At 63.8% G+C, this 22653-nt stretch carries 16 protein-coding genes; 5 read left to right on the top strand and 11 right to left on the bottom strand.

The genetic code is table 11. The features are described from left to right. Positions 1-16 precede the first annotated feature (16 nt). Positions 17-1195, bottom strand: coding sequence for an FAD-dependent oxidoreductase (locus tag F8O07_RS01995; RefSeq protein WP_158030499.1), 1179 nt, complete (start codon positions 1193-1195; stop codon positions 17-19). 81 nt (positions 1196-1276) lie between these two features. Between F8O07_RS01995 and F8O07_RS01990 the strand changes: the two genes are divergently transcribed. Together F8O07_RS01990 and F8O07_RS01985 are read left to right on the top strand one after the other, a co-directional pair. Next, complete coding sequence (locus tag F8O07_RS01990; RefSeq protein ID WP_158030498.1) at positions 1277-2047, top strand: tyrosine-protein phosphatase; 771 nt, start codon at positions 1277-1279, stop codon at positions 2045-2047. A 450-nt stretch (positions 2048-2497) separates the two neighbouring features. Further along, positions 2498-3913 (top strand): D-serine ammonia-lyase, encoded by a 1416-nt coding sequence (locus F8O07_RS01985; protein WP_158030497.1) that lies wholly within the window; start codon positions 2498-2500, stop codon positions 3911-3913. A 456-nt stretch (positions 3914-4369) separates the two neighbouring features. Here the strand turns inward: F8O07_RS01985 and F8O07_RS01980 are convergent, their stop codons facing one another. The 3 genes from F8O07_RS01980 to F8O07_RS01970 form a co-directional block, all read right to left on the bottom strand. After that, positions 4370-5161, bottom strand: coding sequence for a hypothetical protein (locus F8O07_RS01980; RefSeq protein WP_158030496.1), 792 nt, complete (start codon positions 5159-5161; stop codon positions 4370-4372). Between the two features lie 22 nt (positions 5162-5183). Beyond that, complete coding sequence (locus tag F8O07_RS01975; RefSeq protein WP_158030495.1) at positions 5184-7640, bottom strand: immunoglobulin-like domain-containing protein; 2457 nt, start codon at positions 7638-7640, stop codon at positions 5184-5186. 836 nt (positions 7641-8476) lie between these two features. After that, entirely contained in the window at positions 8477-9280 is an 804-nt protein-coding gene (locus F8O07_RS01970) for an SDR family NAD(P)-dependent oxidoreductase (protein ID WP_158030494.1), read from the bottom strand. A 164-nt stretch (positions 9281-9444) separates the two neighbouring features. Between F8O07_RS01970 and argG the strand changes: the two genes are divergently transcribed. After that, positions 9445-10866 (top strand): argininosuccinate synthase, encoded by a 1422-nt coding sequence (gene argG / locus F8O07_RS01965; protein WP_158030493.1) that lies wholly within the window; start codon positions 9445-9447, stop codon positions 10864-10866. 146 nt (positions 10867-11012) lie between these two features. On the opposite strand, the gene F8O07_RS01960 is transcribed toward argG, so the two are convergent. The 7 genes from F8O07_RS01960 to F8O07_RS01930 all read right to left on the bottom strand — a co-directional run bounded on the left by F8O07_RS01960 (position 11013) and on the right by F8O07_RS01930 (position 20944). Then, the gene (locus tag F8O07_RS01960; protein WP_158030492.1) at positions 11013-12023 is read right to left on the bottom strand and encodes an adenosine deaminase; all 1011 of its coding nucleotides are present in this window, start codon (positions 12021-12023) and stop codon (positions 11013-11015) included. Positions 12024-12224: 201 nt separating this feature from the next. Beyond that, on the bottom strand, positions 12225-13253 hold the full coding sequence (rfbB, locus tag F8O07_RS01955) for a dTDP-glucose 4,6-dehydratase (RefSeq protein WP_158030491.1): 1029 nt from the start codon (positions 13251-13253) through the stop codon (positions 12225-12227). 197 nt (positions 13254-13450) lie between these two features. After that, positions 13451-17530, bottom strand: coding sequence for a family 16 glycosylhydrolase (locus F8O07_RS01950; RefSeq protein ID WP_158030490.1), 4080 nt, complete (start codon positions 17528-17530; stop codon positions 13451-13453). Between the two features lie 63 nt (positions 17531-17593). After that, entirely contained in the window at positions 17594-18763 is a 1170-nt protein-coding gene (locus F8O07_RS01945; RefSeq protein ID WP_158030489.1) for a hypothetical protein, read from the bottom strand. After that, a complete protein-coding gene (locus F8O07_RS01940) occupies positions 18760-19242 on the bottom strand; it encodes a DUF2304 domain-containing protein (RefSeq protein WP_158030488.1) in 483 nt (160 codons plus the stop codon). The genes F8O07_RS01945 and F8O07_RS01940 overlap by 4 nt, the downstream gene beginning before the upstream one ends. Beyond that, positions 19239-20003, bottom strand: a complete 765-nt coding sequence (locus F8O07_RS01935; RefSeq protein WP_225733128.1) for a glycosyltransferase family 2 protein — start codon at positions 20001-20003, stop codon at positions 19239-19241. Before F8O07_RS01935 ends, F8O07_RS01940 begins: the two co-directional genes overlap by 4 nt. A 26-nt stretch (positions 20004-20029) precedes the next feature. After that, positions 20030-20944: a UTP--glucose-1-phosphate uridylyltransferase gene (locus tag F8O07_RS01930; protein WP_158030487.1), complete on the bottom strand. Its 915-nt coding sequence runs from the start codon at positions 20942-20944 to the stop codon at positions 20030-20032. A 112-nt stretch (positions 20945-21056) separates the two neighbouring features. Here F8O07_RS01930 and F8O07_RS01925 point away from each other — a divergent pair, with 112 nt between their 5' ends. Continuing rightward, the gene (locus tag F8O07_RS01925; protein ID WP_158031733.1) at positions 21057-21911 is read left to right on the top strand and encodes an ABC transporter permease; all 855 of its coding nucleotides are present in this window, start codon (positions 21057-21059) and stop codon (positions 21909-21911) included. Beyond that, complete coding sequence (locus tag F8O07_RS01920; RefSeq protein ID WP_158030486.1) at positions 21895-22650, top strand: ABC transporter ATP-binding protein; 756 nt, start codon at positions 21895-21897, stop codon at positions 22648-22650. The genes F8O07_RS01925 and F8O07_RS01920 overlap by 17 nt, the downstream gene beginning before the upstream one ends. The last annotated feature ends 3 nt before the right edge of the window (positions 22651-22653 follow it).

The following is a 22653-nucleotide window of genomic DNA, read 5'->3' as shown; positions in this document are numbered from 1 at the left end:
TGGCAGACCATATCCCCTACAGCCCAAACCGCGAGAGCGCGAACCGTGGCATCGGGCGGGCGTCGGCGTTCAACGCATGATCAGCCAGCATCCGCCCCACGGCGGGAGTGAATTTGAAGCCGTGCCCGCTGAAGCCGGCGCCGACCACGATCGGGCCGCGTCGGTCGACGACGAAGTCTTCATCGGGAGTTGTGGTGTACGTGCAGCTCACCGGCACCAGACGATCGGGGTCGGCGCCCGGCAGCCATTCGCGCACGTAGCGCTGCAGCGCAGCCAGCTGTCGGGGTTCGGGCTGATATGAGCGATGATCGGGGTCGACCACCGGCCCGGTGCCATGCCAGCCGGCCTTGACGCCCTCGCCGGGGGTGAGCATGCCGTAGACATCTGAGTACCACCAGTCGGTGCGGTGGTCGCCTGAGGCCGCAAGGTGGTTGAAACCAGGCCAGAGCGTCTGCGTGGCCTCGTCGACGCCGACGAGTGCTGCAGCACCATCGGCTGCGCCGGCTGTGGTCAGGGCGAAGTGGGCCGGTTGCTCTTGCGTGACCCGCAGCGGCGGCAGAGCCACAAGCCCGTCAAGCAGCGGATGCGCCCACGCACCTGCTGTGACGACCAGACTAGGTGCGGAGTAGGTCGCATCATCGGTGCTCACACGAACGGTCTGGCCGTCGGCGGCGACCTCGATCGCGCGCACCGCGGTGTCGTACCGGAACTCGGCGTCGTGTCGGACCGCAGCAGCCTGCAGCGCGGGAATCGCACGGTCGGGGTTCAGTCGGCCGCCGTCAGGCGTGTATGTCACACGAGTGTCGAAGCGGATGCCCGGCCAGCGTTCCTGCGCCTCGTGCGGCGTCAGCGTGGTCGCCGAGAAGCCATGCTGATGCAGCAGCTCGTCGTGGTGCTCGGACTCGCCGGCACCATGGTTGACCAAGCCGACCAAGTCGAGCACGCGGGTGTCGGTCTCGGCTTCGAGCGCACGCCACAGATACCCGGCCTCGGCAACGAGATCGAGGTAGTCGGGCTCGGTGTAGGCGATGTTGAAGTTGCGACTCGCCCCATGCGACGCGCCATGAGCGTGCAGCTGTGCGAAGCGCTCGATCAGCAGCACCGACCTGCCGGCACGGGCGAGCTGCCAGGCGGTCGCCGAGCCCATCGCGCCCCCGCCGATGATGATGTGGTCGTAGCTGGCGTCTGCAGTCATCGAACCAGCCTAGCGAGCTGCGGCGTATGGCCCATCTCAGGCGCGCTGCACAGCGTCGTGCCCGCACGATAGCCTGAACACATGTCTGCCGCCGACCACGCTTTCACGCAATCTGACTCGATGCGCTCCCGCGACATCCGCCTGCCGGGCTTCATCAACCTGCGCGACGTCGGCGGGCTGCCGCTCGCACACGGTGGGCAGACCCGCTCGCAGCGCCTGTATCGCAGCGCGGCGCCGGGCACGCTCAGCCCAGAGGCGTCGCAGTGGCTCGAGGCCAGTCCGATCGACACGGTGGTCGATCTGCGCACCGCCCGCGAGCGCGAGGGTCTGCCCAACGCGTTCGGCATTCGGCGGGCCGTACGCACGCTCAACCTGCCGCTGCTCGAGGGCTCGCTCCAGGCGAGCCTCGCCGGACTGCCCACGCTGCCCGACCTCTACCGCAGCATGCTCGACGACGATGCCGAGGTCTTCGTTGCGATCGCACGTGACGTGGCTGAAGATCGCGGCGCGGTGCTGGTGCACTGCACGGCGGGCAAAGACCGTACCGGCGTGACCGTCGCGCTGCTGCTGCTCGCCGTCGGCGTGCCGCAGGATGCCGTCGTCGCCGACTACGCCGAGACCACCGCGAACCTGGCCGGGCGCTGGCTGCAGGGCACGCTTGCGAAGGTCGAGGCCGCCGGTGCGGTTGTGACGGATGCGTTGCGCACGCTGATCGCCGAAGCCCCGCCCGAAGCGTTGGAGGCTGCGATCGACCACCTCGACACTCGGTATGGCAGTGCGGTCGAATACCTGCTGCGCAACGGACTCACCGATGCCGAGGTTGCGGCGCTGCAGAGCTCGCTGAGCGCCTGAGCCTTGTGGTTCCGGCACGCACCTGCAGCGTTCGCTCCGTCTGTACCTCGTTCGCTCCAGATCGAGCGATCCTGAGCGAACCGTGCCTGCTCCGAGCGATCGCTGCAGGCAGACCAGACCATGCTGTAGCTGCACAGGCGAACAGGCGCATATCATCAGTGCATGGATGCAGTGACCGATCTGCCGAACAGTCTGGAGAACCGCCTCAGAGACCGCCTGGGCGCAGCCGCACTCATGCGACTTCGTGCCGGTGAATCAGTGTTCTGGCCCGACCCCGACGTACTTGCAGCCGACGAGGCACTGGCCCCGGCGCCAACGGCCGCAGAGCTCGCGGCACCAGCGCCTGCTACAGCATCAGCGACAGGAGCAACAGCAGCAACACCTGCCACAGCTGCGGCAGCTGCAGCCGCACGAGCAACATCAGCATCAGCATCAGCATCTTCAGCATCCATGGCAGCACCAACGTCTGCAGCACCTGCGGCATCTCAATACCCCGTGCTCGGCGCCGCAGACATCGCAGATGCGACCGAACGCCTGCGCAGGTTCGCCCCATACCTCGCACTGGTCTTTCCCGAGACCGGGCGAACGCTCGGCATCATCGAGTCTTCGCTGGCAGCGGTGCCGAGCCTGCAGCAGCGGCTCGGCGAGAGCCTGAACCTGTCAGGCGTGTCAGCGGATGCTGCGGCGCCATCACCAGACCGAGCAACGTCAGCCGGACATGCGAGCACGAGCACGGCATCCGTCGGCACGACAGACAGCACCCAGACCAGCAGAGCCCAGCCCAGCAGCACCCAACCCGGCATGTCGCTGCCCGGCACGCCGCTGCCTGGCAACCTGTGGCTGAAGCTCGACAGCCACCTTCCCATCTCGGGTTCGATCAAGGCACGCGGCGGCATCTACGAAGTGCTGCGCCATGCCGAGTCGCTCGCCCTGGACGCCGGTATGATCACCACCCGCGACGACTACCGGCGCTTCGCCGACTCGGCGTTCACCGAGTTCTTCGCGCGCCATTCGGTGTCGGTGGGCTCGACCGGCAACCTGGGGCTCTCGATCGGCATCATGGCAGCGAAGCTCGGGTTCAGCACCACGGTGCACATGTCGGCCGACGCGCGTCAGTGGAAGAAAGACCGGCTGCGCCACGACGGCGTCGAGGTGCTCGAGCACGAGGGCGACTACTCGACGGCTGTGGCCGCCGGCCGCGAGCGCGCGCAGGGCGACCCGCTGGCACACTTCATCGACGACGAGAACTCTCCCAGCCTGTTTCTGGGCTACGCCGTCGCCGCCCACCGTCTCAAAGCGCAGTTCGAGGCGCTCGACGTGGTGATCGACGAGGAGCATCCGCTGTTTCTGCACCTGCCCTGCGGCGTCGGCGGCGGGCCCGGCGGCATCACCTTCGGCGCGAAGCACGCGTTCGGCGACGCCGTGCACTGTGTCTTCGTCGAGCCGGCCCGCAGCCCCAGCATGCTGCTCGGCCTCGCATCCGGCCTCGACGACCAGATCGACGTGCACGCGGTCGGCCTCGACAACGTGACCGCGGCCGACGGGCTCGCCTGTGCCCGCCCCTCCGGCTTTGTCGCCCACACCGTTCGGCATCTGGTCGACGCCTGCGCGACCGTGCCCGATGCGCACATGTTCGAGCTGCTCGCCCTGCTGCACGACAGCGAGGGCATCGACATAGAGCCCTCGTCGACGGTGGGCATCGATTCGTTCGTGCGGCTTGCGTCGCTGCCCGCTGACGATCCGTACCGCCGGCGGATGCGACTGACCGACGAGCGCATGTCTCGCGCCACGCATGTGGCCTGGGCGACCGGCGGCAGCATGGTCCCAGCCGCTGAGATGGCTGCGTACATCGCGCGCGGGCGGTGAGCTGGTCACTTGCGCACAGGCTCATCCGTGAGAATCTGCGCGCGGAGCCTGCTGACCGGGCCAAATCTGCCGCCCGAAAGTACAGAACACGCGACCATCACTCGGTGACGCCCACGCCTTCTGCCGCCTCACTTCCAAACCCGTCACAGCATCCACCGAAAGTACAGAAGCTGTAACCTTCGCGCGCTGATGCCCACGCCTTCTGCACACTCGCACCGAAACCAGCCACAGCATCCACCGAAAGTACAGATTCGGCCCCGCGCAGTGAGTCCCGTGCACGGATCCGCCGGCCACGACACCGTTCCGCTCAGATCAGCTCAATTTCAGCGGAACGGCGCCCGCCTCAGCGGATCCGTGCGCGGGCCGGCCTCCCCCTCGTCAGCTCTCAATGTGACACGACTCTGCGTGGGCGCTCAAACCGAGGCCAGCCTGCCCTCCACGCTCGCCCGCGCCCCGCTACCCCAGCGCGACGACGGGGCCAGAACGCCCCGAAGACACCGCCCGCAGACCGATCGGCACAGCCTCGGCGGCACGAGCCGCAAGCGCCCCGCCCGATGACGCGGATGCTCCCCCGCCGCCCATGACCTGGTCGCGTTGATCGGCGCCCGGCCACACGACCGCCGCCACGTTATCGGTGGGTTCGGGCAGCTGTGCGCCGACCAGCAGAAACCGCTGATCGAGGCTGCTGGCCGAGACGCGGTCGACGACCGCGTTGAGCGCTGCGCCCACCACGATGATCAGGGCGGGATGATCGTCCACCAGCTCCTGCAGCCGGGCGTCGTCCTGCTCTGCCACGGCGAGGTCGACGCGTCGCACAGCGTCGGCCTGCGAACGAACGGCCTCGATCACGGCCGCAGATGCGCTGCGGGCGTCGCCTGCGGCATCCCCCGGAACGACCACGACGACCGAGCCGAACCTCGCCGACGTCGTCGCGAGCGCATCTGGTGCGATCGTCGCGCCGGCGACGTCGACCACGTCTGCCGGGCCGGCTGCGGCGGATGCGGCGTCCGAGCCGGCCTCCGTGGCTTCTGCCGAGAGCGTGGGCGCGGTCGTAGCGCTGAGAGACTGCTCGGGCTGGGCGGAATCCGAGACGCAGCCAGCTGCCGCGCAGGCGATCCCCACGACGAGCGACGTTCCGCTCGCGATCACGGCCAGACGGCGCAACGCCTGTGCCGCCCGCCGCGACGTCGGAACGACCGACGAACGCGAGCGAGCGGCACGGGCCTGCCTCAGGTCGGCGACGGTCATCGCCGAGCCTCGCAGGTCATCGTCATGCGCGGCGACGCCGCACGATCAGGGTGACCGCACCGGCGGCCGCAAGCAGCAGACCGACGGCGAGGGCGGCCCCGGTTGCACCGGTCTGAGCGAGGTGCCCGGGCTGTTCAGCGGCGGGCTGGTCTGCGGCGGGTTGCTCAGCGGATGCAGGAGACTGGTCAGCGGGCGACTGCGGCGCATCGTTCTGCCCCGTACCCTCTTCGCCCGTGCCCTCACCAGGCTCAGGCGTCGGCGTGGCCTTCGCAGCCACTGTCACCGTGCGCTTCGCGGTCGCTGCGTTGTTCGCGGCGTCAGTCACCGTGTAGGTGAGCGTGTAGGCACCGGGAGTCGCGGTGTCGACCGTTCCCTCGACCTTCACCGAGCCGGTCAGGTCGCCATCGCGAACGTCGACGGCGCTGACCCCGTCGAGCGGGTCGAACTCGGCGCCCTGCTCGATCGTGCCGTCAGCCGGCACGGTGAGCGCAGGCGCAGTCGTGTCGACCTTCTGCAGCTTGACCTCGTCGACGACGCTGTTCACCGGCTTGTCGTCACCCTTCTGCTCGCTGCGCAGCGTCTTTACGGTGATCGAGTCGTCGGTCACAGCGATGTGCGAGTAGTTGCGCACCTTCTCCTGGTTCTGCACCGAGGCGTACCAGGCATCGGGCGCGGTGATGTCGTAGTACTTCGAGCCGCTGGCCGAGTTTGCCGTGACATAGAGCACCTCGCCGGGCTTGGCGGTGACCGTGCCCTGCGCTGCGGTCTCGTCGGGGTTCGCTAGCTCGCCGTCCTTGATCAGGTAGGTGCGCGTGTACGAATGATCGTGGCCCTGCAGCACCAGGTCGAAGCCGGCATCAGAGGCGATCGTGGGCAGTGCGGCTCGCAGGTCTTTGATCTGCTTGTCGTTGACGTGAGCTGCGATCGAGTAGATCGAGTGGTGGAACGCGAGCACCTTCCACTTGGCCTTGGCACCCTGTTCTTTCACGACCTGGTCGACGAACTCCTTGTGGCTGGCTGTGTCGCCGTTGTTCGAGTTGAGCACCACGTAGAGCACGTCTTTGTAGATGAACCAGTAGTCGCCGCCCGATGCTGTCGCGCTGGTCGCCTTGCCGTGCTCCTGATCCCAGTTCGGCACCGAGAAGTGCTGCTCGTAGGCTTTCGACCCCACGTCGTGGTTGCCGTTGACCGGCACCAGCGGCACCTGGCGCATCTGCTTCGGCTTCAGGAACGTGTCGTACTCGTCTTCACGCGAGGCGGTGTTGACCTGGTCGCCTGCCGAGAACAGCATCTCGCTGTTCGGGTAGGTCTGCTCGGCGACGTCGACGGTGTCGACCCAGCCCTTCTCGTCGTTCGCAAGATTGCCCGAGGCGCCCACCTGCGGGTCGCCGAAGAAGAGGAACTCATAGTCGCCCGAGAACGCCTTGGTGGCGAAGGTCTCGGTTGCCGCCCAGCCGGTCACATCGCTGCCGACGCGGTAGACGTAGGTCGTGTTCGGCTCGAGCCCGGTGATGGTCGCGTCGTGCGCGAACTCGCCGCTGGTCGTCTTACCCTTGGCGGATGCGGCGATCGTCTTGGCCTTGTCGGCCGGAAACTGATCGCCGGTCACGTCGGCCTGCTTCGCGACCTGCACGGCTTGGTCGGTCGAAGTGGCGGTGTACCAGTTCAGGCGACGCTGCGATTCGTCGTCGCCGACGGTGAGCACCACGTCGGTGGGCGGGGTCGGGTCAACCGGAGCTTCAGGCTGCGCCGGGGCAAGCGACTGCAGATCGAAGTAGACGTCGGAGCTGCTCTTGCGATCCTGGTAGAGCGCCACGGCGATCGTGTTCTCGCCCTCGTGCAGCGCGGTCGACGGCACGCTGAACGTCGCCGGCGCCGGATCGCTCGCCCCGCTGCCGGCATACATCAGATTGCGCTGAGCCTCAGGAGCCTGCTCGACACGTTCGTCCGAGAGCCCGGCGACCTTGGCGCCATTGACGAAGATCTGCGCGCCGTCGTCGTAGAGTGCGGTGCCGGTGAACTCCGTCGCCGACGCGAGCTGCTGCTTCGTGACGTTCACCTTGGTGCGAAAGTGAAAGGTCGGCACGTCGTCTTTGCTGTCGCCGATGTACTGGGTCAGCAGAGTGTTCGCGGTGTGGCCGCCGATGCCGGTCGCAGCGCCGTGCTTCGCACCGAACGAGCCCTTGCCGCTCTTCCACTTCGAGTCGTCGAAGGATGCAGTGGTCCAGCTGAGTCGATCAGCCGAGCCCGCAGCCGGGTCGGTGTTGTTATCTGAGTACTTCCAGGTCGTCGAGGCGGTGCTGAGCAGCGGCTGAACCGCCTCGGCAGCGATGGCCTGCGGCTCGGCTGTCGTGCCGAACGAAGCGCCGACGACGAGCGGAGCACCCACAAGGGCGATGCCGGTCATGATGGCTGTGAGTCTGGTGCGCCGACGGCCGGCGCCCGAATGGGCTCCAGCCGCGGGGAGGGGGACGTTCACGAAGATGACTCCTCTGTTTCAGGGGTTTCGGGGAATGTCGTCTGAACGCTCGCAGCACGATGTCGCAGAAACGAGCATCAGGCCATCCGAAGTGATCAGACTCGGCGACAGTACGGCTCTCAGATGACGCCAAGCCTGATCACAGCTGAACAACAGGTGAAGCCAGCTCAGCTCCTTGCCTCAGGTGACAGAGTCTGCTGCTTCTGCGCAGGCGATGCCGTTCGAGCCAGAGCAGCTCCGCGAAAGCACAGAACCTGCGGAATGACCCCACGAAAGTGCAGAACGTGCCGAATGAGCCAGAGCCGCCCCGCGAAAGCACAGAACCTGCGGCCTTCGCCCGCTGATGCCCGCATATGCTGCCAACTCGGATGCGGACACCCCACACCCACACCCACACCTACACCCGCACCCGCACCCGAAAGTGCAGAAGCTGTGGCATCCACTCGCTGATGCCCACGGCTTCTGCCAACTCGACGAGGAGCACCCTGCGCCTCTCACGCGAGTGCACAGAAGCTGTGGGATAGCCCCTCGAAAGCGCAGAAGCTGTGGCCTTGGCCACAGGGTCACGTGCACCGTTGGGCCGGGAAGTGCACCGTTCCGCTGCAAAGTGCCCATATTCAGCGGAACGGTGCAGTCATCAGCGAATCCGTGCGCAAGTGTTCGTGTGCGATGAAGCCGCACCCGCACCGGCCGCCCACATCTTCGCCGCATTGCCTCTCAGCTGGGCGGCCTGCTACAGGCCCACTCGCAGTCCGGCCGCACTGCGCCTTGGCCAGCTGGAGGCTTGCTACAGGCTTACTCGTGGCCCGGGCGGCCTGCTACAACCCCCTGCACCCCTACTCCTGGTGCGGCTGCCCGGTCGAAGCGGTGGTGCCGCCGTCGACCGTCAGCACTGTGCCCGTGATGTACCTCGCGTCGTCACTGGCCAGAAAAAGCACCGCGGGCGCGATGTCATCCGGCGTGCTCGGCCGCCCCAACGCGATGCGGTTCGTGAACGCCGAGATGTCGCGGCCGTCGGCCCACATATCGGCATTGAGATCGGTCTCGGTGAACGCCGGTGCCACCGCGTTCACGCGCACGCCGCGCTCCCCGTAGTCGAGGGCCAGCGAGCGCACCAGCCCGTTGACGGCGTGCTTCGTCGAGTTGTAGACCGACTGCCCCCAATCTCCGGCAAGACCAGAGACCGATGTGATCGCGATGAAGCTGCCACGCGTCTCGGTCAGCTGCGGCAGTGCCGCCTTCGCCAGGTGGAACACTCCGTCGACGTTCACGCTGAACAGCCTGCGCCAGGCGTCTTCGGCGGTCTCGGCGATGTCTCCTGTCGTATAGATCGCCGCGCAGTTCACCACGACGTCCACACGACCGAAGCGTTCGACGACCGTGTCGATCAGAGTGCGCACGGCATCCGCATCAGAGATGTCAGTGGGGATCGCCACCGCCTGCGAGGCGGGCGCATCGCCCAGCGTCTCTTTCAGCGGCTCGGGTCGGCGACCGACGGCCACCACCGTGGCGCCGTTGCCCAGAAAGGCTCGTGCGATGGCACGCCCCATGCCGCTGCCGGCGCCGGTGACGATCACCACCTTGTCATCGAGTGCGTAACGGTTGACGGTGCTTCCGGTCGCCTGGACGTGTGCGGTCATGCTCACTCCTTCTCGCAGCCCCCTCGTCTACGGCGCAGCGTACCACCCACGGAATCGCCTGCAGCGATCTCGCGCAGTCACGACTAGAATCAGTACTCATTGCAACGACACGGCACAGTATCGGCGTGCAAAGACCAAGTGCAACGATGAGGGAGTATCCAGTCATGTCCAAAGTTCTTTCGGCGCTTCCTGTGGGCGAGCGCGTCGGCATCGCCTTCTCCGGCGGCCTCGACACCTCGTGCGCGGTCGCGTGGATGCGCAGCAAGGGTGCGATCCCCTGCACCTACACCGCTGACATCGGCCAGTACGACGAGCCCGACATCGAGGGCGTCGCAGGTCGCGCGAAGCAGTACGGTGCCGAGATCGCGCGTCACGTGGATGCCAAGCGCGCGCTGGTCGAAGAGGGCTTCGTCGCACTGCAGTGCGGTGCGTTCAACGTGCGCTCGGCCGGCAAGACCTACTTCAACACCACTCCGCTGGGCCGTGCCGTGACCGGCACTCTGCTGGTGCGTGCGATGAAAGAGGACAACGTCGAGATCTGGGGCGACGGGTCCACCTATAAGGGCAACGACATCGAGCGCTTCTACCGCTACGGGCTGATGGCCAACCCGGCGCTGCGCATCTACAAGCCGTGGCTCGACAAGCAGTTCGTCGCCGAGCTCGGCGGTCGCCACGAGATGAGCGAGTGGCTCGTCGCGAACGGCTACCCCTACCGTGACGCCACTGAGAAGGCCTACTCGACCGATGCGAACATCTGGGGCGCGACGCACGAGGCCAAGAAGCTCGAGTTTCTGAACGCCGGCCTCGATACGGTCGAGCCGATCATGGGCGTCGCCGCCTGGCGTGAGGATGTCGAGGTCGTGACCGAAGAGGTGTCGGTGCGTTTCGAGGCCGGTCGCCCAGTGGCGATCAACGGCGTCGAGTTCGACGACCCGGTCGCGCTCGTCTACGAGGCAAACAAGATCGGCGGTCGGCACGGCTTGGGTGTGAGCGACCAGATCGAGAACCGCATCATCGAGGCGAAGTCGCGCGGCATCTACGAGGCGCCCGGCATGGCGCTGCTGTATGTGGCCTACGAACGCCTCGTGAACGCGATTCACAACGAAGACACCATCGAGACATATCACAACGACGGCCGCCGTCTGGGCCGGCTGATGTACGAGGGTCGCTGGCTCGACCCGCAGTCGCTCATGCTGCGCGAGTCGCTGCAGCGCTGGGTCGGCTCGGCGATCACCGGCGAGGTGACGCTGCGTCTGCGTCGCGGCGACGACTACACGATTCTCAACACCGAGGGCCCGAACCTCAGCTACCAGCCCGAGAAGCTCTCGATGGAGCGCACGGCCGGCGCAGCGTTCGACCCTGAGGATCGCATCGGTCAGCTGACTATGCGCAACCTCGACATCGCCGACTCGCGCCAGCGTCTCGAGCAGTATGCACGCCTCGGCCTGGTGCAGGGCGAGACGGCGGCGCTGCTCGGCGAGCTCGAGAACGGCGGCGCCAGCGAGATCGCCAGCAGCGTCGACGGCGTCGACCCCAAGGCCGACAAGCTCGGCCTCTCGGCCGCGTTCGACACCGGCACCGACTGATCTCGCCGCTGCTTTCGGGCAGTGACATCGCTGAACGCCCCGCGGCGCCTCTGCTCATGCAGGCGCCGCGGGGCGTTCAGTGTTTTCAGTGACGGCCTTCGGCGGCACCTCATGCTGGGGCTTTCGTCAGGCCGTGCCGCTCTGTGTCAGTGCTCAGAGAGATACGCATCCAGTCGAGCGAGCAGCGCCTCTCGTCTGCCTTCGTCGACCCAGCTGATCTCGAGTGAGTTGCGTGCCAGCTGCGCCAGATCGTCGCGGGTGAGGTGCTGTTTGTCGGCGAGCGCGACGATGTTGTCGACGACGTAGCCGCCGAAGTAGGCCGGGTCGTCAGAGGCGATCGACACCTTAACGCCGTCGTGCAGCAGCTGTGCGATCTCTGCGCCCTTCATGTCTGCGGTGACGAACGAGTTCGACACGGGGCAGCAGGTGAAGCCGATGCCGCGTTCTTTCGCCTCGGCGACGAGCATCGGGTCTTCGACGATGTTCGTGCCGTGATCGATGCGCTCGACTCCGATGGTGTGCAGCGCTGTGCGAATGTGATCGATCGATCCGACCTGATCGATGTCGCAGTGCATGGTCAGTCGGTAGCCCAGCTCGCGAGCGCGGGCGAACACCTCGGCGAATTTCTCGGGCGGGTTGTCGCGCTCGTCTGAGTCGAGCCCCACGCCGACGATGCGGTCGCGGTACGGAGCCGACGCCGTGAGTGTCTCCATCGCAGACTCTGCCGACAAGTCGCGCAGAAAGCACATGATCAGCGCGGCGTCGACGCCAAGCGAGGGAGCATCCTGCACAGCACGCCAGAGCCCGTCGATGACGGTCTCGAACGCGACCCCGCGGCTGGTGTGTGCCTGCGGGTCGAAGAAGATCTCGGCGTGCACGACGCCGTCGGCGGCAGCGCGGCGCAGGTAGTCCATGGCCAGGTCGTAGAAGTCGTCTTCGGTGACCAGAACGTTCATCGCGGGATAGTAGACGGCCAGAAAGCTGGTCAGATCGTGAAACTCGTAGCTCTCGCGCACCTGCTCGACTGTCGTCTGCCCGATGTCGACCCCGTTGCGCTGCGCGAGACGCAGCTTCAGCTCGGGCTCGAGCGTGCCCTCGATGTGCAGATGCAGTTCGGCCTTCGGCAGGCCGGTGATGAATTCTCGGGTGGATGTCATGGTTCGGTTCTTTCTCTCGGTGCTGTGGCCGGCTCGTCTGAGAGCCTCACGCAGCACTGCCGGTGCGACTCTCGCACGCTGTGCCCCCCCCACGAGCAACCAGTCTAGGTCTAGCCGCCGTACGACGACCTGCTGTCGTCAACCTGAACGAGTGAGATCAACCCACGTCGCGTGGCGCTGTCGTTCATCGCCGCCGACTGGTCATAGAGCGCTCCACCACTCTTCGTTGCTGCGATACCAGTCGACCGTCGCGCGAAGCCCGTCCCCAAAATCGGCGTGATGCGGCTTCCACCCCAGTTCGTCGCACAGTCGGGTGGCGTCAATCGCCAGCCGCTGATCGTGTCCCGCGCGATCTGCGATGTGTTTCACGTGAAACGGAATGCCCCGCTCGCCCAAGATCGTGTGAAGCGTCTCGAGCACCGCAAGATTCGATCGCTGCTCGCCCGCGCTCACGCCGTAGCTCTGCCCGACCCGACCGCGCTCGATGATCGACCAGATCGCTTCGCAGTGGTCGTCGACGTGCAGCCAGTCCCGCACATTGAGGCCGCTGCCGTAGACGACTGCGGGCTCTCCGCGCAGCGCCCGGGTGATCTGCTGCGGAATGAACTTCTCAGGGTGCTGGTACGGACCATAGTTGTTGCTGCAGTTACTGATCGTCGCGCGGATGCCGTACGTGCGCACCCAGGCGCGCACCAGATGGTCGGCACTGGCTTTGGTCGCCGCATATGGGCTCGACGGTCGATAGGGGTCGCCTTCGCGAAACCCCTCTGCTCGTTCGTCAGGGCAAGCGCCTGCCGCCGTCTCAGATCTGCCTGCGGCACTGCTCGGGTTCAGCGGCAGATCACCGTAGACCTCATCGGTCGACACGTGATGCAGACGCACCCCATGACGGCGAACGGCTTCGAGCAGCGTGAACGTGCCGACGATGTTGCTCTGCACGAACGGGGCGGGGTCGGCGATCGAACGGTCGTTATGGCTCTCGGCGGCAAGGTGGATGACCACGTCATCAGCATCTGTCATCTCGCCGACCAGCGTGCTCACCAGCGCAGCGTCCTCGACTCTTCCGCGAACGAAGCGAATGCGCTCACGCACGTCTGCGATCGAGCTCAGGTGCCCCGCGTAGGTCAGGGCGTCGAGCACCGTGATCTCAGCGTCAGGCCGGTGTCTCAGCGTCCAGCGCACGAGGTTGCTGCCGATGAAACCGGCGCCCCCGGTGATCAGTACGTGCATAGTGTCATGCTAGGTGACAGACCTGCACCGTCTTCGTCTTCCCGGCGATGCGCTCAGCCCAGCAGGCGTCGTACAGCACAGACCGAATTCGATTCCGCACATGCTTTGCGGTCGCTGACAGAGACGATCATCAGTGCAGCTTTCGCGTGCACTGTCAGCAAGCGCTGACGGTGTTCAAGAAGGCGGCATGCCCGAATTCAGGAGACATAACTGCTATTCGGACTCCAATGGATTTCCCCTCCAGAGAAGGACTGCACTTTTCCCCCAGGAGTTCCCGGGTCGTCACGCTCATCTGTCGTGGGGTAGCCGAGTCTTCCGGTCTCCCATCCCTGAGCTGCCCAAATGCCTTGGATGGCTCCTTTGGTGATATGCCCACCTGTGCCCGGCGACCAGTGAATCTGGGAACCACTGCGGAAACTCTGGGAAGCACCTCCTGAGAGAGCGCGCTCATCGCTTGAAGGAAAGCCGAGTTCTCCTTGTTCCCAACCAGCTGATTCGTATTTCTGCTGGATAGCCCCTCGCGTTCCGAATGTCCGTCCCGACTCCTGATCCCAGAACAGAGTCGCGGACTCGAAGCGCTGGGAGGCCCCTCCGCGAACAGAGAGCTCATCGCCGACGGGATAGCCGGCATAGGAGTTTTCCCAATTGTTCGTCCCCCAATAGGAGCTGATCGCTCCACGCGTGGCATGTGCGCCAGTTCTCGACGACCAGTGAATCTGCCCCTTCTGGAAACTCTGGAAAACACCACCGTCGCGAAGGCCACCGATCTCGTCGGTCAGGGGGAACCCGAGTTCGCCGCCCTCCCAACCGGTGGCGGCGTACTCATCGAGCACAGCGGCTTTCACCAAATGTGCTTGAGAGGAAGGAGACCAAAACACCGTACCCCCTTCGAAACGTTGTGAGGCTCCGCCCCTCACTGCGAGCTCTTCCCCGATCGGATACCCCAAGGCCCCGAATTCCCACCCGCTGTGGGCCCAATAGTCCTGCACAGCTCCGCGAGTTGCATGCGCGCCGGACTGCGGCGACCAATGCATCTGTCCACGCTGGAAAGGCTGGTATGCACCACGACCGTCTGCAGACTTGGACTCAGTGCCGGTCGGCAGCCCAATTGCTGACCTCACAGATGCCTCTCCCAGATAGGTATCTCGGATCGCTCCAGACACCACGACTGCCCCGGTATCCGGCGACCAGAAAATGGCACCATTCTGAAACGTCTGAAAACGAGCACCTGTGCCATCGACGTCAGTGGCCTCCGCCGACTGTGGAGATCCCAGCCACTGGTTGTCGCGCCATTTCGCTCCGATAGCCCCATAAGGCGCGACGCTCTGAACCGGTGTCATCGTCACATAGTCGACAACATCCGTTCTTGTCTTGAACGCGGCGTTGTGATTGGGCCCGGGAATCCAGCCCGTCTTGTCTTCAAAGACTCTCGAGTCGAAGATCAGCTGCCACGGATAGTCATTCATCATGCGGTTGAAATCAGCGTCCGACAGCCCTAAGCTCGCGGCGGTCGTCTCATACTCCGAATGCGCACTGTATCGAAGAGGCACTGGGACCCCATCGAGGAAGTAGCGAATGGAGTAGCCGTTCCACTCCATACGATAGGTGTGCCATGCACCGGCAATCTGAGCGTCGAGCTGGTTGTAGTTCCGATTTGTGTCAGTGGAAGATTTGCCTTCACAGCCAATGTGCGAGGTGTTCGTCGTAAACTGGCGGCTTGGATCTGAGAACACCTCCATCGTGTCAATCTCGGCGATATCAGACTTATTGATCGTCGGGCTGCAGTACGGCTGATTGTTTCGCACCCAACCGGCGAAGTGCAGCCCGGGGATCGTCCCGTCGCTCATCCGGGCGCGCACTTCCATAGTGAAGGGCCCTTGGGTGCCGTGCGCAGCGCTGTTGTAGATGAAATCTGTGCTCACTCGTCCCGAACTGAACACCGAGCGCTTACCATCCTCGCATGGCTTCTCACTGACGTTCTCGTCACTGAGATCTTCGTCAACTCCGCCGTCCGCATCCACTCGGACACAATGGCGCTTTGTGATCAGCTCGAGTTTGCCGTCCTTCACTTTGACATTTGAGGCGAGGTACACCGTGTTCTGGCCTCGCGGCAGCCCTTTGCCCGCGTTGCGATAGACAGACCAGTCTTTGGCCAGCAGCTCCGAAGGATCGTCGAATCCGTCTCCGGAGGTGAGAGAGTACGTAGGTCGTTTAGGGAAGATATGCTCCCACTCGGTCTTTCCGCTCAGAATCGCTGTCGCTGAAACTGGTCTCGCTTCGACACGAATCCTGACGCCTTCAGAGACTCCGTCAGACTCGGTGTATGTACCGGGTTTTGAGAAGTTCTGAGAGGCATCCTTCGACAGGGGGACATCGCTGTCACCGACATAGATGTAGTACCGAATACCTGAGTCGGACGGAATGTAGACAGAGGAGCCGTCATCACGGAACGTCGGGCCAATCGGGGTCTTCGCGGGGAACACGTGCTCCCACGACGTCACACCAGACAGAATTGACGTAGCGGATACAGGCTTCGCCTCTACCCGAATCGTCTGATCCGCGACCAGACCATCGCTCGATGTGTACGTACCCGGCTTTGCGAAGTCCTGCGACGCGTCTTTCGAAAGCGTCACATGGCTGTCACCGACATAGATGTAGTACCGAACACCTGGGTCGGAAGGAATCGTCAGCGTCGATACGTCATCACGAAACGCCGGTCCACGTGGCGTCAGCACCAACCCGAACTGGTGTTGCCAGCTGCCGAGCACGTCGTCGGAGGTGCCATCGGCGAGCCTTGCCACCACGCTCACATTCGAGCCGCCGGGCATTTCATGTCTGCCTGCATCCGCCTGTGCTCCATTGATGCTGAACTTCACCCCGGCGACATCAGGAATGGTGACAGCGGTCTCTTTGTCGTCAAACGCTGGCGATGAGGCTTCGTCGAAGAACAGATGACGCCAGACGACCGTACCGGAAAGCTGCGGACTCGATCCTGCAGCCCTCGCTTCAACGCGCACGACCTGCCCTGGCACGACACCATCGGCAAGTGAGTACGTGCCTGGTTTCGAGTACGGCAGACCGTCTTTCACCACAGGCTGTGTGTCATTCCCGACGTAGATGTAATAGCGCACACCCGCATCCGACGGGATATAGACAGCAGAGATATCGTCACGGAACGTCGGACCCTTGGGGGTGACAGTCGGGACGGCAGCTGGGAACGCATGCTCCCAAGACCGGATGACTTCACCTTCTGCTGAGAACCGAGCTGCTACATCGACCGATTCGCCAGAGGCGTACTGATGGGTTCCAGGTTCGATGACATTCCCACCGACGGTGAACACGATGCCTGAAACCTCAGGAATCGTGATCTTGGCCTGCGCATCATCGAATACCGGGGCTTGGCCATCGGAGAAGAAATGCGTCTTCCAAGTGCTCTGCCCCACCACGAGATCCTGCGAGCTCGCGGGCTTCGCTGAGACTGCGACGTCAGCTCCGTTCGACAATCCGTCTGCGGCAGAATACGTGCCCGGTTTGGAGTAGTCGAGCCCGTCCTTTGCCACGAGCGACTTCTCTTCACCGACATGAATGTAGTAGCGAACTCCAGACTGGCCATAGGGAATCCTGACAGTCAGCGCAGAGGCGTTGAATTCAGGTGCCTCAGGTGTGCGAAGAGTCGGGAACTTGTGCGTCCACACCCCCACTTCGTCATTGCTCTGCGTCGAGCGCGCAGTGACAGTCGCTGTCTGCCCCTGTTGCCCAGAGACAGTGCCTGATGCATCGGTGCCGTTGACGGCGAAGGTCGCCCCGGGCAGCTGCGGCAGTGTGATCGTGGTGTTCTCGTCAGAGAACTGAGGGGCTTGGTCGGCGGTGACGAGAGCATGAGACCATGTGAGAGTACCTGTGAGAACAGTACTCGACCCTGCGGATCGAGCCTCAACCCGGATGACTGCGTTCGCAGTCACTCCATCTTCAGACGTGTATGTGCCTGGCTTCGAGTATGCCAGGCCCTCTTTCACCACCGGCTGTTGGCTCTCGCCAACATAGATGTAATAGCGCACGCCGGCATCCGAGGGGATATAGACAGAGACAGCCGACCCCTCATCACGAAATGTCGGCCCCTTCGGAGTGACGGCACCCGCTGCAACCGCATTTGCACCCGAGGGCGTGGCAGCTGCGGGCAATGGCCCCTGCGTCACCACAAGCGCGAGAAGCGTGATGACTGCCGAAAGTGAAAAGAGCGCTGTTCTCAGCGTCTGCGAAGCATGATTCTTCCCCATCGACACAGTATATCCACAGGGTCTCTGGTCTCCTCTAGTGGGATCCAGCCAAGGAGGTCATGTTCAACGACGGTGCGCGGCGACCCACCAGACATGAAGCAGCAGCCAGACCACCGCAGCGACGACGATCGCCGAGGCAAACCCTGCGATTGCGAGGTCGAGGCCGCCCAGCAGCACGCCTGCGATCGGCAGCGCAAACTGCAGCGCGGTCTGTGACAGACGCCCGATCAGCAGCAGCCGCGGGGTGAAGTGTCCGCGAGCCACGAGATAGGCGAAGTAGGCGAAGGCGTTGCCGAAGACGTAGAGCGCGGCAGGCAGCGCATAGTGCGCGACGTCGCCGAGCACACTGTGAAAGACGCCGAGCCTATTGATGATCGCAAGCACGGCATACGCGGCACCGGCGAGCGCTCCCCCGCCGACGGTCACGCCGCCGAGCACACGCCAGTTCAGAAACTCTCGTGAGCTGAGTCCAGAGATCTTCGGACGCACAGGGTCTAGCAGCAGCTGCACGGGGGTGCCGACGCTGGTCAGCGCCCGGTAGATGCCGAACTGACCGAGGTTGAGCCAGAAGAGCAGGGTCAGCGGCGCGAAGCTGCCGCCTGCGTCGAGCAGAATGGTGTCGCCGAGCAACGGCAGGGCCTCGCGTCGGTGGTCGCGAATCCAGCGTCCGGCGCCTCGTGGCGAACCGACTGCGAACGGGGCGAGAGCGATGAGTCCGGCAAGACCACCAGCTGCCCATCCGCAGAGCACCCATTCCAAAGCCGTGTCCTGGATGCCGCGAGCGAGCACGACGACAACGACTCCGAGAAAGCACACCGCAGTCAGCAGGTCTGAGACGATCACCCGTTTCAAGGTGACAGCCGATTTCATCGCCTCGAAGCGAAGTGCCACACGCAGCAGGCTCGCACCGACCGCGACGAACACCACGGCCCAGAGCAGTGGCTGCTCACCGAGGATCATCGCGATGATCGCACCCGCCACCGCGCCGATCAGTGCGATCGTGGTCTGAGCGCCACGAAAGTGCTCGTCGTCCACCGACCCGCCGCGGCCTTCGACGCGCAGTCGCACGTCACTCGTCGTCGACAGCATGGTCGACCACATGATGATGAAGGCCATGTAGATGATGCTGAAGCGGCCGGACTGCTCGGCGCTGAAGACCAGAAAGGGCACCAGAGGCACCAGGGCGATGCTGAGAGCTCCGGTCACAGAGCTGATGAGAAAGCGGGTCTTCATCGATTCGAGTCGTCTTTCGGGTTGTCGCCGTTCTCATCGTGCATCTGCGTCGGGAGGCGTTCAATGCATGACTTCGGCGCATCGGAGGATGCGGTGCTCCCGCTGTCATCAGGTTGGTCGTCAGATGCCTGTGACGTAGCGATCGCGCCCTCAAGAATGGCACACCGCAGACGCAGTAGTGCGACCTCTTCGGCCAGACGCCGCGTGCGCTCTTCCGTTCGTGAAGACTCCCAGGAGAGATGCACGAGAATGCCGGCCAACAACGCGAGTGTGACGGCGAACAGCAGGTTCGCCGGCACCTGCACTCCCACAATCTCTGCGGCCCTGAACAGCAGGCGCGGAAAGAAGAGCAGCACAAGCGTGACCGTGCAGAGCAGCAGCCAGAGAATGGCGTACTTCTCTTTGAGCTGGCGTCGGCGCACGAGCTGAATGATCGTGAAGAAGCCGACCAGAAAGAAGAGTATTGCGAGAACTCTCATTTGAACACCGACGCTCTCTGCACGATATCTGCCGGAGGCCGATGGTCTCGCCCCCTGATCAGCGCAAAGAGCAGCGCGATCATCGATCTGCCCAGCGACCAAGCGGCAGCCAGTGGCGAATGGCTCGGCCGGCCGCCCTGTCGTGGGCGCATGCCGACCGGCACCTGAGCGACTGAGCAGCCTGAACGAACAGCTGCGACCAGCGAGTCGATCGTGTCACCGAGGTACTCGGCCGGATACTGCCGAACATACTGATCGATCGCCCGTCGATTCGCAGCACGAAAGCCCGAGGTCACATCGGTCAGCTTCGTTCGGGCAACGCGAGACAGTGACGCCGCAAGCATTCGCATCGCCCAACGGCGAGGGCCTCGCACCTGGTAGTCGCCGACCGTGGAGAATCGCGCGCCGATCACGATGTCAGCCCCTCCCTGGTTCAGCCGTTCGAGAAGCTTGGCGATGTCGGCAGGGTTGTGCTGTCCGTCGGCATCGACCTGCACCGCTCGGGTAAACCCCCAGCGTTGGGCAAACGTGAACCCGGCACGCATCGCGGCGCCGACGCCCATGTTGTACGGCATCTGCAGCACGATCGCGCCGGCCTCTCGTGCAAGGCGTGCGGTTGAGTCGGTCGAGCCGTCGTCGACGACCAGCAGAGTGCAGGCCGGTCCGTTCTCCAACACGTCCCGCACGGTACCGCCGATCACCTCTGCCTCGTTCCACGCGGGCATGACGACGAGCGGCAGTCGCTCATTCAGAACCCGCATCGGCGATGGCACAGTCTCGGTTCTCGTCAGTCTTGAGAGACGAAGTCGTTGAGCCAGGTGCGGAAGGCGGGCCCGAGATCATCGCGCTCGCTGGCCAGCGTGACCACGGTCTTCAGATACTCGAGCTTGTCACCCGTATCAAACCGACGACCACGGAACACCACACCCAACACCGGGCCGGCAATCGACTCATCCGCCGCCAACGTCTCCAACGCATCCGTCAGCTGAATCTCATTACCCCGACCCGGAGCCGTGCGCGCCAACACATCGAACACACCCGGCTGCAACACATACCGACCAATCACCGCAAGATTCGACGGCGACGTCCCCGGCTCCGGCTTCTCCACCAGACCCGTGATCCGCACCACACCATCCTCACCCGTCGCCTCAACCTCAGCCACACCATACAAATGCGTACGATCAGCCGGCACCTCCAACAACGCCACCACCGACGCCCCCCGCGCAGCCTGCACATCCAACATCCGGCTCAGCAAATCCTCATCAGCATCGATCAGGTCATCACCCAACAACACCGCGAACGGCTCATCCCCCACATGCTCACGCCCACACAACACCGCATGCCCCAAACCACGCGGCACACCCTGACGCACCGAATGCACATCAGCCACACCAGTCGCCTCACGCACCGACGCCAACAAAGCATCCTTGCCATCAGCAGCCAGACGAGACTCCAAATACGGCGCCGCATCAAAATGATCCTCGATCGCACCCTTACCCGACCCCGTCACCAACAACACATCAGAAAGCCCCGCACCCGAAGCCTCCTCCAACACATACTGAATCGCCGGACGATCAACCACCGGCAGCATCTCCTTCGGCACCGCCTTCGTCGCCGGCAAAAAACGCGTCCCCAAACCCGCAACCGGCACCACCGCCTTCACCGCACGCTGAGAGATTTTGTCGCCAGAGAAATCAGTCATAGGGTCGAGTCTACTCATCTCGACTAGACTGACTCGCTGCAGCACCAGGGCGACTCTGCGCTGGTTCCCGAAAAGAGAAGGATGCGATTTGTCCGCTGACCTCTACGCGGGCATGACCCAGCCCGGCCGCGGGCATGGCCTGCTCGACGTGTTTCACCGCAGATATCTGCTCAGTCTGCTCGTGCGCAAAGACGTGCAGATTCGCTACCGCGGTTCGGTGCTCGGGTGGTTCTGGTCGTTCCTGAAGCCGGCTGCCCAATTCGTGGTCTACTACGTCGCGATGGGTCAGTTTCTCGGTCTGAACCGAGGCATGGAGAACTTCGCCATCTATCTGTTCTCGGGCCTTGTCATCGTTAACCTGTTCAACGAAGCGTTCGGCAACGGCACGCGTTCGATCGTCGAAAACGCTGCCCTCGTCAAGAAGATCTATCTGCCACGAGAACTGTTTCCGGTCTCTTCCGGGTTCATTGCGTTGGTGAATTTTCTTCCACAGGTCGTCGTTCTGCTCATCGTGTGCCTGTTCTTCGGCTGGCACCCCAACCTCAGCCAGATCATCGCCATGCTGTTCGGCATCGTCATCATCTTCGTACTCGCCCTCGGGCTCTCACTGCTGTTCGGCGCGATCAACGTCAGCCTGCGTGACGCCGAGAGCATCGTCGAGATGATTCTGATGTTCACGACTTGGCTTTCGCCGGTGCTCTACACGCTCACACTGGTGCATGAGACGACGACGCCTTTGATCTATTTCATCTACCAGCTCAACCCCATCACGGCCGCAGTCAATCTCTTCCATTTCGCATTCTGGGCACCGACGATCACCTCGCCAACACCTGAGAACGTGCTGCCCTTCGTCGGTGAGCATGTGATGCAGTACGGGGTCTACGGATTGGTCATCGCCTTCGCCTTCTTGGCTGTCGGCCAGCTGGTGTTCCGTCATCTGGAGAAGAACTTTGCACAAGACCTCTGAAGACACAGCTCTGAGCACGAACCCCGCGATCGTGCTCGACCACGTCACCAAGGAATTTCATCTGAGGCACACGCACTCGATGAAAGAGACCGCGATGGCGTGGATCAAGCGCAAGCCGATCGCCGACGACTTTCAGGCTCTGAACGACGTCTCGTTCACCATCAACGAGGGTGAGTCTGTCGCACTTCTCGGGCTCAACGGCTCCGGCAAGTCCACCTCGCTGAAGCTGGTGAGCGGTGTGCTGCTGCCGACGAACGGTCAAGTGCTGACCCGCGGCCGAGTGGCTGGGCTCATCGAGGTCGGCGCTGGCTTTCATCCCGACCTCTCGGGGAGGGAGAATGTGTTCCTCAACGCAGCCATTCTGGGAATGAGTCATGAGGAGACCGAGGCTCGCTTCGATGACATCGTGGCGTTCTCCGAGATCGGGCAGTTCATCGACACCGAGGTGAAGCACTATTCCTCTGGCATGTTCGTCCGTTTGGCATTCGCCGTGGCCATCCACACCGAGATGGACACTCTGTTGGTCGACGAGGTGCTCAGCGTCGGTGACGAACCTTTTCAGAAGAAGTGCTTCGCCAAGATCACGGAGCTGCAGCAGCAGGGCAAGACGCTGATGGTCGTTAGCCACGATTTGGAGTCAGTGAAGAAAGTCTGTCAGCGGGGAATCCTGCTGAAGCAGGGACAGCTCATCTTCGACGGACCTGTCGAAGAGACAATTTCGGCGCTCAGAGCAGGCTGATCC

It is taken from the genome of Pseudoclavibacter sp. CFCC 13796 (genome assembly GCF_008831185.1).
Lineage (GTDB): Bacteria > Actinomycetota > Actinomycetes > Actinomycetales > Microbacteriaceae > Pseudoclavibacter_A.
The sequence above is the reverse complement of the archived record's forward strand: the minus strand, read 5'-3'. Positions and strand labels throughout refer to the sequence as shown.